Source organism: Neisseria sp. P0009.S010 (genome assembly GCF_051958545.1).
Lineage (GTDB): Bacteria > Pseudomonadota > Gammaproteobacteria > Burkholderiales > Neisseriaceae > Neisseria > Neisseria subflava_A.
This window is the reverse complement of record NZ_JBQCVH010000001.1, coordinates 249,104-262,229: the sequence shown is the minus strand read 5'-3', so window position 1 is coordinate 262,229 and position 13,126 is coordinate 249,104. Positions and strand designations below refer to the sequence as shown.

Genomic DNA, 13,126 nt, shown 5'->3' with positions numbered 1-13,126 from the left:
CTAATTAGATGAAAAAAGCCTCCGCTTAAAAAGGCCGTCTGAAAATTTCTTTTCAGACGGCCTTTTCCTTTTCTACAAATCAAATGCGGCGTTAATCAAACGTTTGGTGTAATCGTTTTGCGGATGGTAGAAAATCTGATCCGCGCTGCCGTACTCAACCATTTCGCCCTGCTTCATCACAATCACATTATCACTGACAGCGCGCACGACAGACAAATCATGACTGATGAACATATAAGTCAGGCCGTATTTCTTCTGCAAGTCGCGCAAAAGTTCGACCACTTTGGATTGTACGGAGCGGTCAAGTGCAGAGGTCGGCTCGTCCAAAAGGATGAATTTCGGGCGCAGGATAACGGCGCGTGCAATAGCGATACGCTGACGCTGGCCACCGGAGAATTCATGCGGATAGCGGTTGAGCGCATCAAGCGGCAGGGACACTTCCTTCATGACTTCCAAAACGCGTTGGATACGTTCTTTTTTGGTCATTTCAGGATGATGAACCGTCAAACCTTCGCCAATAATCTCACCAACGGTCAGGCGTGGGGAAAGCGAACCGAACGGATCTTGGAACACAATTTGCCGTTGCGATTTCAGACGGCGTGCTTCTTCGGCGGTATAGTTTTTCAGGTCTTTGCCTTCAAAGGAAATATGGCCGGTATAAGGCAGCATCTGCATGACGGCTTTGCCCAGCGTAGATTTGCCGGAACCGGACTCGCCGACGACGCCCAATGTTTCGCCTTCTTTAATTTTGAGGCTGATGCCTTTGACGGCGTCAAAAGTTTTGAGCGGCTTTCCGAAAAAGTTTTGCTTCAATACGAAAGAAACATTGACATTATCGGCATCGATTAACACACCGGCGTTGTTTTCTTCCGGCTCTTTCATGCCTTTTGGAATGGCATTGATGAGTTCGGCGGTATATTCGTGTTTCGGATGAGCAAATACTTCTTTGATTTTGCCGCGCTCGACAATTTCACCGTTACGCATAACGCAGACGGTTTTGGAATAGTGTTCCGCCAAACCCAAATCGTGGGTAATGAAGATAATCGCCATGCCCATTTGCTGTTGCAAATCGTGGAGCAAATCGAGAATTTCGGCTTGAATGGTCACATCCAAAGCTGTGGTCGGCTCATCGGCAATCAACAGGTCAGGTTCATTAATGAGTGCCATGGCAATCATAATGCGTTGCAGCTGACCGCCGGAAAACTCGTGAGGATATTGTTTCATGCGGCGCTCGGCTTCTTTGATGCCCACACGCTCCAGCAATGCCAATGCTTTTTGTCCTGCTTCTTTTTTGCCGAGCTTTCTATTGTGCACACGCGCCGCTTCAATCAGTTGCGCACCGATACGCATAAACGGATTGAGCGAGGTCATCGGCTCTTGGAAAATCACGCTGATGCGGTTGCCGCGCAAATCACGCAGGGTTTTCTCATCGGCATCCAAAATGGAAATGCCGTCAAAAGTAATGCGCGAATCTTTGCTGTATCGGGCAAATTTCTCAGGCAGCAGGCGCATAACGGACATAGATGTTACAGACTTGCCCGAGCCGGATTCGCCGACCAAAGCCAATGTTTCGCCCTCTGCCACTTTAAAGCTGACATTACGCACGGCGTGCACGTTTTTTTCATGCAATTCAAAATTGATGTCCAGATTTTCTACAACCAGTAACTGTTTTGTCATTTTGATTATCCTTTTGGTTGCGGTTTAGCGGTCTTTCGGGTCGAGCGCATCGCGCAGGCCGTCGCCGATAAAGTTGAAACAGAACAAAGTGGTTACCAAGAAGAAACTCGGCACGAGCAGCTGCCATGGTGCAGCTTCCATAGAAATCGCGCCTTCTTGCAACATCGAACCCCAACTGGTCATCGGCTCTTGCACGCCCAAGCCCAAGAAGCTCAAGAAAGATTCAAACATAATCATGCCCGGCACCAGCAAAGAGGCATACACCATCACCACGCCCAAAACATTCGGAATAATGTGGCGCGTCACGATTTTACGTTTTGCCACGCCGCTCACACGCGCCGCTTCGACAAACTCTTTATGCTTCAAGCTCAAGGTTTGACCGCGCACGATACGCGCCACGTCCAACCAAGACACCAAACCCACGGCGGCAAAAATCAAAAGCAAGTTGCGGCCAAAGAACGTGGTCAGCAGAATCACGAAAAACATAAACGGAAACGCGTTCAAAATTTCCAAAAAGCGCATCATCAGCGAATCGAGCTTACCGCCGATAAAGCCGGCAATCGCACCATAAAGCGTACCGATGACAACAGCCACCAATGCGCCGGCCACACCGACCAGCAAGGAAATACGTCCGCCGGTTGCCGCACGCGACAACAAATCGCGGCCGAGCAAGTCCGTACCCAGATAGTGATGGGTAGAAAAGGACGGCGGAATCTGCATATTGTCCCAGTCGGTAAAGTCGTAGGTGTAGCGGACAATCCATGGCGCCACAATCACAAAAATGCTGATCAGCAACAGGATGATAATGCTGTACACCGCCGCTTTGTTTTGTTTAAAACGCCGCCATGCGTCACTCCACAGGCTTTTGCCGTGTACTTGGGCGTATTCTGCTGCCTCTGCGAGGGCCTGAGTCTGCTTCTTTTTAAATAACATAATGTTCTCTCTCGCTTTTTATTCTTTCTTCAGGCCGTCTGAACATTTCAGACGGCCTTTGCGCAAATGGGATTAATAACGGATTTTCGGGTCAATAATGGCATACAGAATATCGAGGATGGCGTTGAACAAAATGGTCATGATGCCGACCAAAATCGTCAAACCCAAAATCATGCCGTAGTCACGGTTAAGCGCGCCGTTGACAAATAATTGTCCGACGCCGGGAATACCGAACACGTTTTCAATCACAATGGAGCCGGTAATGATGCCGACGAATGCCGGACCTAAGAAAGAAACAATCGGCAGCATGGCGGGACGCAGCGCATGGCGCAGGATGATGCGGCTCATGGGCAGGCCTTTGGCGCGTGCCGTGCGGATAAAGGGGCTGTTCAATACTTCGATCATCGCGCCGCGCGTAATCCGCGCGATACTGGACACATAACCGATGGACAAAGTAACGACAGGCAAAATCAAGTTCATCAGTGCGCCATCGTTCCAGCCGCCTGCAGGCAGCCATTGCAGTCTGACGGCAAACACCAACACCAATACCGGCGCCATCACAAAGCTGGGAACGACGATACCAGTCATCGCACCGCTCATCAGCGAATAATCCAGCCAACTGTTTTGTTTTAAGGCGGCGATGATGCCGATAAACATACCGAAGATGGCGGCAATCAAAAAGGCGTAGAAGCCAAGTTCTGCCGATACCGGCAGGGATTGGGCAAGCAACTCATTAACGCTGAAATCTTTATATTTGAACGACGGCCCCAAATCTCCCTGTGCCAACTGCTTGAGGTAGTGGAAATATTGGAGGTACATCGGATCATTGAGGTGGTATTTGGCTTCGATGTTGGCCATGACCGCAGGCGGCAAATTGCGTTCACCTGTGAACGGGCTGCCCGGTGCAAGCCGCATCAGGAAAAAAGATACGGTAATCAACACCAGCATGGTCGGGATGGAAGCACATATCCGTTTGATGATGAATTTCAACATAATCAGGCTGTCCTGTCTGAACATACCGGACTCGTGAAAACAAGCTGACCTGAAGCGGAAATCGGATGAATGGCAGCAGGCATCTGTAACGTCGCCGCGCCGGTTTCTCTCTCTATTCCGACCGGGTTATTGTTTTTATTCGGAGTCGGGTAAGGTTTTTTAGTTTTTAGATAATTGTTGTTATAAGGCCGTCTGAAACTTTGTATCCGCCGTTTCAGACGGCCTTTCACGTTAACGCGCCAAAGGTTCGGTGCGTTCAATCAGCCATGCTTTGGCCGCGCCTTCTGTCAAAGGCTCGAGACGGCGGCGCACTTCAGCGTGATATTGGTTCAGCCATTCGATTTCGCTGCCGGTCATCAGTTTGGTATCGATAAGGCGCGTATCGATTGGGCAGAGGGTAACAGTTTCAAAATACAGGAATTTGCCGAACTCGGTTTCCTCTGGGTTTTCAACCGGACGGTTGATTACCAAACTTTCGATACGGATACCCCATTTGCCCGGACGGTAAAGACCCGGCTCGTTGGAAGTCAGCATGCCTGACTTCATCGCGTGATGCGGTTGCGGCACGGCGGCAACGGCAATGCTTTGCGGACCTTCATGCACATTGAGGAAATAGCCCACGCCATGACCTGTACCGTGACCGTAATCGCATTGTGCCTGCCAGAGCGATTTGCGGCAGATGGCATCAATCATCGGGCCTTTGATGTTTTCAGGGAAAATGGTTTCCGCCAGAGAAATATGCGCTTTCAACACCAAAGTGTAATCGCGCTTCATGGCCGCACTCGGATTGCCAACAGGCACCACGCGCGTAATGTCGGTCGTACCGCCCCAGTATTGGCCGCCGGAATCAATCAGCAGCATACCGTCGCCTTTGATTTTGCTGTTGTTTTCCGGTGTCGCGCTGTAATGAGGCAAGGCGGCATTGGCATTGTAGCCGGCGATGGTGTCGAAACTTGGCGAAATAAAGCCGGGACGTTGGCTGCGGTGTTTGTAGAGCATGCCGTCGATGTCCAGCTCGCTCAATTCGCCGCCGTCTGCCAAGATTTGTTCAAACTCGGCAAAGAAGCCGCACAATGCCGCGCCGTCTTCCGCCATGGTATTGCGGATATGGGCGATGTCGGCATCGGATTTAACCGATTTGAAGAATGTGCTTGGGTGGATGGCTTCAATCAAACGGACGTCTTCAGGCAGGCGGCGCAAAGTACCGACGGCGGTTTTGTTCGGATCAATCAGCAATGCGCCCTTAACACTTGCCAAGTAATCCGCCGCTTGCGCATAAGGCAATACTTCAAAACCTGCCACTTTCAAGGCTTCGGCAGATTCGGCTTTCAGACGGCCTGCATCGGTAAACAATACGGCTTTGTCTTGACTGATAAACAGATGGGACAAGAACACAGGGTTGAACGGCACATCATCGCCGCGCAGATTGGTAATCCAAGCGATGTCGTCCAAAGAAGAAACCAAATGCGCATCTGCGCCCTGCTCCTTCATAGCCGCACGGATACGAGCCAGTTTTTCGGCCGCAGTTTCGGAAACATAGTCGGGATGGTGAACGTAGATTTCCGGAGTCGGCAATGCAGGACGGTCGTCCCACACTTCGTCCAACAAGGTTTCAGGATATTCGAGGCGGATGTTTTTGGCGGCAAGTGCCTGTTTCAAACCGCGCTCGCCGCTGAGTGCGAACATATCGGCAGGCGCGCCGACCACTGCGCCCTCGGGCAGATTTTGTGCCAACCACTCGGTATAAGGCGCATCAACGCCCATTTTTTGCAGCTCGATGCCGTTTGGCGCAAGCTGTTGGCCTGCCTGTTCCCAATAGCGGCTATCCGTCCACACGCCTGCTTTATCGGCGGTCACCACCAAAGTGCCGGCCGAACCGGTAAAGCCGGAAAAATCACGACGTGCCTGCCAATGCTCGGGCAGGTATTCGGAAAGGTGTGGATCGGCGGAAGGAATGACAAACGCGTCCACGCCATGTTTTTTCATGGCTTCGCGTAAAGCGGACAAACGTTGTTGTACAGATTTCATGTGTTATGTCTCCTGTTGTTTCAGACAGCCTCTGTCATCAAGGCCGTCTGAAAACTTGTGCTGTCTATAATCAATCTATTTTTTCGGTGCGAACGACCAGTTCTTGACTGTGTAGTTCCGTAAAGGGTCTTTGTCGGAATAGCCGATAATATCGGGTTTGACCATACGCACTTCAACCTGATGATACAACGGAATCAGTGTAGCGTCTTCTTGAAGCTGCTTCTCCGCATCGGCATAGAGCTGGCTGCGCGCTTCCTTGCTGACGCCATCTTTCAGCGTATTGTTCATAAATGTGTCAAACGCCGCGCTTTTGTAGCGGAATGCATTGTTTGAGTTGTTGGATTTCAAAATATTGAGCATGCCCGCCGGATCGTTAAAATCGGAACACCAACCACTGAACGAAACCTTGAAATTGCCTTGCGCGCGCGTATCCAAATAAGTTTTCCATTCCTCGTTAGACAAAGTCGGACGGATAAACGGAATGGCAGCTTTCCACACCGACTGCACGGCAGTAATTTGTTTTTTGGATGCTTCGCTGGTGCTGTACAAAATATCGAACTCAAGCGGATGGTCATCGTTGTAGCCTGCTTCGTTCAACAGTTTGCGTGCGGTTTCGATGCGTTTTTCAGGCGTCCACTCTTTCCACTCCGGATAAACAGGAATCACGCCCTGCATTTGCGGCGGCGTCAATTGGAACGCAGGCGTATCGCCACGGCCACCCACTTTGACGACGATGTCGCGGCGCGTCAGCATATTGAGTGCCTTGCGGACGCGCGGATCGTTAAACGGCGCCGCTTCGTGGTTCGGCTCCAAATACCAGCTGCACAAAGAAGTTGTACGTTTCACTTGTCCCGGAAACTCAATATCCGCCACTTTGACCTGATCGCTGGGAATACCGTAAGTCACATCAATTTCATTGGCGCGATAACGGTTGTACTCGCCGCTACCTGACAAGAAAACCGCCTTCGGAATGGCCACTTTGTCTTTATCGTAATAATTGGGGTTGCGTTCCATATTGATGTGGCTGTTGACTTTCCAATCCTTTAACAGATAAGCGCCACTGGAAACATAATGACCGGGCTGCGTCCACTTGTTGCCGTATTTTTCGACAGTGGCGCGGTGCACCGGAAATGTGAATTGCTGAATCAGCATATCGGGGAAATAAGGTACGGGCGCAATCAGCGTAAATTGCAGGGTTTTTGCGTCCAACGCCTTAACGCCCAATGTCTCAGGCTTGGCTTTGCCGTTTAATATATCTTCCGCATTTTCCACTTGGGCATCGACCAAATAGCTGCCGAAAGGTGCGCCCGTGGCCGGATCGGCAAGACGGCGGAAGCTGTACACAAAATCCTCGGCGGTAATCGGATCGCCATTGCTCCATTTGGCATCACGCAGATGGAAAGTCCAGACACGCTCGCCCTTGCTTTCCCATCTTTCCGCCAAAGCAGGAATGGTTTTGCCTTCGGCATCCGTACCGACCAAACCATCCATCAGCTGGCGGATAATCGCACCCGCCGCCATATCGCCGCTCATCTGCGGGTCCAGCGTGCCCGGCTCGACGCCGTTGCTGACCACCACGCGCTCATAATCCGTACGCTTAAACTCAGGGGCGGGTTTGACATCGCGGCTGCACGCCGACAACGCAAATACGGCGGCCAATGATGCAGCCAACAGCGGATAGGTTTTTCCGGCCATATTTCATTCCTTCTTTTGGGTATTCTTCTTTTTCAGACGACCTGATTATTCAAACTACACTTAACTACAAATATTTGAGGTTTTTAAACCCAGTTAAATCCTCTATTTCTAGATATAAAAATAGTGTTTCAAACTACCTATACCATCGAAATAAAAGCGACCGCCTAAGATTGTTGGCAAATTAACACAAAAATACGTAACTGAAAACTATTTTTCAATTTATCCTACGATAAGTTACAAATGTATTGATTTTTTATAATTTGTCAAATAAGATTATCCGAATTTCCCGTCCCCAATTAAGAAAAAGACATAAAAGGAGAACAAAATGAACAAGTTATCTTGTTTTGTTGCCACTACCCTCATCGGTTCTTCCATAAGCTTCGCCCACGCCGAACCTAAAATGAGCGGTACCATCTACATCATGACCGAGGTCGAACACAACAATAAAACCGGTGTAACCTCTACAACCATTTCCGATAAAAGTTCCAGTCTTTATCTCTCCGATGAAGTACCGCTCAACAACGACTTATGGTTGAAATGGCAACTTGGCTCCTTTATTTACTTCGATTCCGACAGTTGGGGCGGCTGGGGTACCGCCGACTCATACGTCGCGCTCAACAGCTACAAAAACCTCGGCACCGTCAAAATGGGTTACATCAGTACCCCTATGAACAGCATTTATCTGAATCCGTTCGACACCAACAGCCCGATTTTGGAATTCGGTAAAATTTCCCGTTTCGGCCAACGCCGTGTTTCTATGGCTTATGAATCGCCTTGGAAAAACGGTTTCCAATTCAAATTCAACGTTTCCCCAGGTTCCAATGCTCCGCGTAACAACAACGGCTGGAAGCCGGATAAAAAACGTGACGGCGACTGGGTCTTCGGCTGGGGCGTGGACTACTACCACCCCAACAACGGCTTTAACGCGCACTATGCTGCCGAATACGCACCCAACGACTCCCCATCCGAAACCAAAGACTTCCAAGCCCACGCTTTCATGGCCGGATACAGCAAAGACAAAATCTCCGTTGATGCCGCGTTCCAATACGCCAAAAACACTTGCGACGGCTTCAGCTGCTGGGGGCCATGGGAGGAGGAGAAGAATGGTAAAAAAATAAAACACGAAGACAAAGAAATCAACAACACCAAAGAATTTATGGTGTCGGGTTCATATAAAATCGGCAATTTCAAACCTCAAATCGGCTTTGCCTACGGTAAAAGCTCCATCGGCGAAAACTACAAACACGTCGCCGTCAGCACTGATTACAGCTTCTCCAAACGGACGACCGCCACACTCGGCGCCGGCTGGTTGAAAGAAAGTGTCAATCCGAAATACGACGAAGATTTGCCGAAAAAATCTTCTTACGCAGTGGGCATGGTATTCAAACACCGCTATTAATGCCTGACAGATTAAAGGCCGTCTGAAACAATTCGTTCAGACGGCCTTTTCTACATCCTATAAATAAACTTGCAGCCTACCTTAAAAATCATTACATTGCCCACACTCAAGCCACAAAAACGTCATCATGAATGCCCACCGCACCCTCATTATCTCTGTTTTCATCGTCGCCAGCTGCGGCCTCGCCTACGAGCTCATCATCGCCGCGCTCGCAAGCTATCTTTTGGGCGACAGTATTTTGCAGTTTTCCTCCGTCATCGGGCTTTATCTTTTCTCGATGGGCATAGGTGCACACCTGACCCAATACATCAAAGATAAAGACGTGTTGCACCGATTTATCGAAATCGAACTTCTGGTCGGCATCATCGGCGGCATTTCCGCGCTGGCATTATTTGTGGCCTTCGGTTTATCCGCCGCCCCGTTCCGTACCCTGCTCTACGCTTTTGTACTGATTGTCGGCATGGTTGTCGGCATGGAAATCCCGTTGGTCATGCGCGTGTTAAACCAAAAAGGGGCGGAATTTAAAGAACTCGTTTCCAAAGTCCTGACCTTCGACTACTTGGGCGCACTTGCCGTCTCCTTATTATTTCCGCTCCTGCTCGCCCCAAAACTCGGTATGGCGCGTTCCGCCTTATTGTTCGGCATCCTCAATGCCGCCGTCGCCTATCTGACCGCACGCGTGTTTAAAGCCGAACTGCCACGCTACCGCGCCATCCGCCTGCGTGCGCTGATTGTCTTGTCCATCCTCGCCATCACCTTCGCCTACGCCGACCGCATTTCCTTCAAAGCCGAACAAAGCTATTTCGGCGATCCCGTCGTTTATCAAAGCCACTCTCCCTACCAGCGGCTGGTCGTTACCCGTTGGAAAGACGATACCCGCCTCTACATCAACGGCAACCTGCAATTCTCCTCACGCGATGAAGCCCGTTACCACGAAGCACTCGTCCTGCCTGCCATGCAGATGGTTCCCAACGCCGAACGCGTCCTGATTCTCGGTGGCGGCGACGGATTGGCGGCACGCGAAGTCTTGAAATATCCGCAAGTCAAAAATGTTACTTTGGTCGATCTCGACCCCGATATGACCGCTACTTTTAGAACCTCCGCCACCTTAAGCGCCCTCAACCAAGGCTCGCTGTCCCATCACAAAATGCACGTCGTCAACGACGATGCCGCCAAATGGCTGGAAGGGTCGTCTGAAAAATTCGACGTTATCATCATCGACCTACCCGACCCGTCCAATTTCTCGCTTGGTAAACTTTACTCCGTCCCCATGTACCGCCTCGTTGCCCGCCATCTTGAGCCGCAAGGTAAGATTGTTGTGCAATCGACTTCGCCTTATTTCGCACCCAATGCCTACTGGTCGGTCGTTGCTACCCTCGAGGCGACCAAATTGAATACCGCGCCCTATCATGTTTACGTCCCTTCCTTTGGCGAATGGGGATTTGTGTTAGCAGGATTTGACCAAAATTTCCCCATTCCGCAAAAATTCGACGTACCCACCCGCTATCTCAATGCCCAGACCGTTGCCGAAATGTTTCGCTTTCCGCCTGATATGGCAAGGCGCAAGGTTGAAGCAAATTATTTAAACAACCAAATTCTCGTCAGTTATTTTGAAAGCGATTGGAACAATGTGATGCGATAGAATATCTAAAGGCCGTCTGAAACATCTGTCTTCTTTTTATCCCCGTTCAGACGGTCTCATTACCCGTTTACCCTTTTTCACACAGCATTTGCTTGAAAAAATAAGGTTTATCTTTATCTAGATAGAACACAATCGACACTATCCGTTGAATGAAGGAACAAACTCTTATGCAGTATTTTGGAATCGGTTTTTTGGTTTTAATCTTTTTGGAAATTATGTCCATCGTCTGGGTTGCCGACTGGATAGGTGGCGGCTGGACGCTGTTTGTGATGGCTCTCAGCTTTATCAGCGGTATCTTTATGCTGCGCCATACCGGCATTTCCGGCCTTTTGCTCGCAGGCGCAGCCGTCCGCAGCGGCCAAAACATTTCCCTCTATCAGATGCTGTGGCCGATTCGCTATACCGCCGCCGCGGTTTTCCTGCTCAGCCCAGGCTTTATTTCAACCGCTGTCGCCCTGCTCTTACTGATTCCGTTTAAAGGCAACGCGGCCGTTTCTTCTACGCAGTCTTTCCAAAGCCGTCAGACTTATAGCTCCGCCAAAGATGATGAAGACATTATCGAAGGCGAATATACGGTTACGCGCACCAGCAAAGCCGACAAACCGCAAGACTATATCGAACACAAACCCGATTGACGACTTCCTTTATAAAAGGCCGTCTGAATTAGGAATACCTCAAAAGTGTTTCATATTTCAGACGGCCTTAGTCATTTCCAGGCTTTGAAAATGTAAATATCGGTTTGTAATTCGGTTATTCCGCATAAATCATTTAAAATAAGCAACTATTTTGATTCTAAAAACGACACGGTATCCAATGAACGTTCAACGTCTTTTCCCTCTCTCCCTCAGCTTGATTACCGCCGCTGTTTTATCGGCGTGCGCCACCCAAAACACACCGACTGCTTCGAAAACCGAAACCGTCGTTCAGCCTAAATCTACTTCTATTCCTTCACGCCGCGCCGACAGCGAATCCAAAGTTCTGTCCGATTACAGCCAATACCAAAGCGCCATCGATGCTGCCAAACGTGGCGACGATGCTTGGGTACAACAATTTTTATCCCAAGCCAGCGACAGCGCAATGGCTGAAAACGTCCGCAACGAATGGCTGAAAACCTTGGGCGCGCGCGGCCAATGGGATTTGTTCCGTCAAGAATTCAGCAAATTGAACGCTGCCGGCGTCGCACAAGAAGTGCAATGTTATGCTGATTTGAGCAGCGGCAATTACAGCAAAGCCGCCGAACTGGTTCGCGTGACCAGCAAACTGCCTGCCGGCTGTACCCGCTTGGTTGAAAGCGCGGCAGCTTCAGGCCGTCTGAACACCAACGACGCATGGCGTCGCGTGCGCGGCTTGTTGAGCAACAGCCAAACCACAGATGCACGCAACCTCGCCGCCGCATTGGGCAGCCCCTTTGAAGGTGGCGCACAAGGTGCGACCGAATACAGCCTGTTGAGCGTAATCGGCAAAGATGCACGCAAATCCGCTTCTGCCGCAGCCACCCTGTCCGACATGGAACCCGGCCTCAGCCTCGAACAACGCAGCTTTGCATGGGGCGTATTGGGCCACTACCATGCACAAAGCCAAAACATGCCGACTGCTTTGAGCTACTACGGCCGCGTTTCCGACCGCAAGCAACTGACCGACGAACAATTGGAATGGTACGCACGCGCCGCTTTGCGCCTGCAACGTTGGGACGAATTGGCAAGCGTGATTCAGCATATGCCTGAAAAACTGCAAAAAGACCCGACATGGCAATATTGGCTGGGCCGCAGCTTTGCCGCACAAGGCAAAAGCAGCCAAGCCAAAGAAATGTATGAAAAAGCCGCCGCTTCCGGCCGCAATTTCTACGCCGTAATGGCAGGTGAAGAACTAGGCAGCCGCATCAATACGCGCAACAATGTTTCCGATGCCGATGCCAAAGACGTCCGCCGCATGAGCGAAGACGGTGCCATCAAACGCGCATTGGTTCTGTTTAAAAACAGCCAAAGCAACGGCGACTCTAAAATGCGCCGTCAGGCACAAGCAGAATGGCGTTTTGCCACCCGCGACTTTAACGAAGACAACCTGCTGACTGCCGCACAAGTTGCTTTTGACAACCAGTTCTACGACATGGCAATCAACAGTGCAGACCGTACCGACCACAAACTCAACTACAAACTGCGCTACCTCTCTCCGTTTAAAGACCTAACCGTCCGCTATGCCGCACAGGCTGGTATTGACCCGGCATGGGTTTACGGTTTGATTCGCCAAGAAAGCCGCTTTGTCATGGGCGCACAATCCAGCGTCGGCGCACAAGGCCTGATGCAGGTCATGCCTGCGACCGCCCGCGAAATCGCCGGCAAAATCGGCATGAGCAGCAGCGAACTCTACACCATGGACGGCAACATCCGCATGGGTACTTGGTACATGGCAGATGCCAAACGCCGCCTGCAAAATAACGAAGTGATGGCCACCGCAGGCTACAACGCCGGCCCAGGCCGCGCCCGCAACTGGCAGGCTTCTTCTCCTTTGGAAGGCGCCATCTACGCCGAGACCATCCCATTCACCGAAACCCGTGATTACGTGAAAAAAGTCATGACCAACGCGACTTATTACGCGTCATTGTTCAACGAACCGCAAACTTCGTTGAAACAACGTATGGGTACGGTTCCCGGTCGTTATTAATACGAGATAGGCCGTCTGAAAAGTGAGACAGAATCAAACGTTCAGACGGCCTGCAACCTTGACAGACTATCGGGTTTATAAGATAATCGCCCGATTGT

At 50.5% G+C, this 13,126-nt stretch carries 9 protein-coding genes; 4 read left to right on the top strand and 5 right to left on the bottom strand.

From position 1 onward, the window contains the following. Positions 1–72: 72 nt before the first annotated feature. The 5 genes from ACTHSN_RS01215 to ACTHSN_RS01195 form a co-directional block, all read right to left on the bottom strand. Entirely contained in the window at positions 73–1,677 is a 1,605-nt protein-coding gene (locus tag ACTHSN_RS01215) for an ABC transporter ATP-binding protein (protein ID WP_070461448.1), read from the bottom strand. Between the two features lie 24 nt (positions 1,678–1,701). Beyond that, on the bottom strand, positions 1,702–2,610 hold the full coding sequence (oppC, locus tag ACTHSN_RS01210) for an oligopeptide ABC transporter permease OppC (RefSeq protein ID WP_003683112.1): 909 nt from the start codon (positions 2,608–2,610) through the stop codon (positions 1,702–1,704). Between the two features lie 72 nt (positions 2,611–2,682). Further along, a complete protein-coding gene (gene oppB / locus ACTHSN_RS01205) occupies positions 2,683–3,603 on the bottom strand; it encodes an oligopeptide ABC transporter permease OppB (RefSeq protein ID WP_036472303.1) in 921 nt (306 codons plus the stop codon). Positions 3,604–3,834: 231 nt separating this feature from the next. After that, the gene (locus ACTHSN_RS01200; protein ID WP_070461447.1) at positions 3,835–5,631 is read right to left on the bottom strand and encodes an aminopeptidase P family protein; all 1,797 of its coding nucleotides are present in this window, start codon (positions 5,629–5,631) and stop codon (positions 3,835–3,837) included. A 75-nt stretch (positions 5,632–5,706) separates the two neighbouring features. After that, positions 5,707–7,326, bottom strand: a complete 1,620-nt coding sequence (locus ACTHSN_RS01195; RefSeq protein ID WP_107768808.1) for an ABC transporter substrate-binding protein — start codon at positions 7,324–7,326, stop codon at positions 5,707–5,709. A 325-nt stretch (positions 7,327–7,651) separates the two neighbouring features. Here ACTHSN_RS01195 and ACTHSN_RS01190 point away from each other — a divergent pair, with 325 nt between their 5' ends. The 4 genes from ACTHSN_RS01190 to ACTHSN_RS01175 all read left to right on the top strand — a co-directional run bounded on the left by ACTHSN_RS01190 (position 7,652) and on the right by ACTHSN_RS01175 (position 13,028). Next, positions 7,652–8,725 (top strand): porin, encoded by a 1,074-nt coding sequence (locus tag ACTHSN_RS01190; protein ID WP_440365013.1) that lies wholly within the window; start codon positions 7,652–7,654, stop codon positions 8,723–8,725. Positions 8,726–8,849: 124 nt separating this feature from the next. Beyond that, the gene (locus ACTHSN_RS01185; protein WP_440365029.1) at positions 8,850–10,367 is read left to right on the top strand and encodes a polyamine aminopropyltransferase; all 1,518 of its coding nucleotides are present in this window, start codon (positions 8,850–8,852) and stop codon (positions 10,365–10,367) included. Between the two features lie 167 nt (positions 10,368–10,534). After that, positions 10,535–11,002: an FxsA family protein gene (locus ACTHSN_RS01180; RefSeq protein WP_070461443.1), complete on the top strand. Its 468-nt coding sequence runs from the start codon at positions 10,535–10,537 to the stop codon at positions 11,000–11,002. A 178-nt stretch (positions 11,003–11,180) separates the two neighbouring features. Then, positions 11,181–13,028 (top strand): lytic transglycosylase domain-containing protein, encoded by a 1,848-nt coding sequence (locus ACTHSN_RS01175; protein WP_070461442.1) that lies wholly within the window; start codon positions 11,181–11,183, stop codon positions 13,026–13,028. Positions 13,029–13,126 lie beyond the last annotated feature (98 nt).

Excerpts from the sequence above, each read along its gene's own strand:
- ACTHSN_RS01215 (WP_070461448.1), bottom strand. The coding sequence starts at position 1,677 with ATGACAAAACAGTTACTGGTTGTAGAAAATCTGGACATCAATTTTGAA.
- oppC (WP_003683112.1), bottom strand. The coding sequence starts at position 2,610 with ATGTTATTTAAAAAGAAGCAGACTCAGGCCCTCGCAGAGGCAGCAGAA.
- oppB (WP_036472303.1), bottom strand. The coding sequence starts at position 3,603 with ATGTTGAAATTCATCATCAAACGGATATGTGCTTCCATCCCGACCATG.
- ACTHSN_RS01200 (WP_070461447.1), bottom strand. The coding sequence starts at position 5,631 with ATGAAATCTGTACAACAACGTTTGTCCGCTTTACGCGAAGCCATGAAA.
- ACTHSN_RS01195 (WP_107768808.1), bottom strand. The coding sequence starts at position 7,326 with ATGGCCGGAAAAACCTATCCGCTGTTGGCTGCATCATTGGCCGCCGTA.
- ACTHSN_RS01190 (WP_440365013.1), top strand. The coding sequence starts at position 7,652 with ATGAACAAGTTATCTTGTTTTGTTGCCACTACCCTCATCGGTTCTTCC.
- ACTHSN_RS01180 (WP_070461443.1), top strand. The coding sequence starts at position 10,535 with ATGCAGTATTTTGGAATCGGTTTTTTGGTTTTAATCTTTTTGGAAATT.
- ACTHSN_RS01175 (WP_070461442.1), top strand. The coding sequence starts at position 11,181 with ATGAACGTTCAACGTCTTTTCCCTCTCTCCCTCAGCTTGATTACCGCC.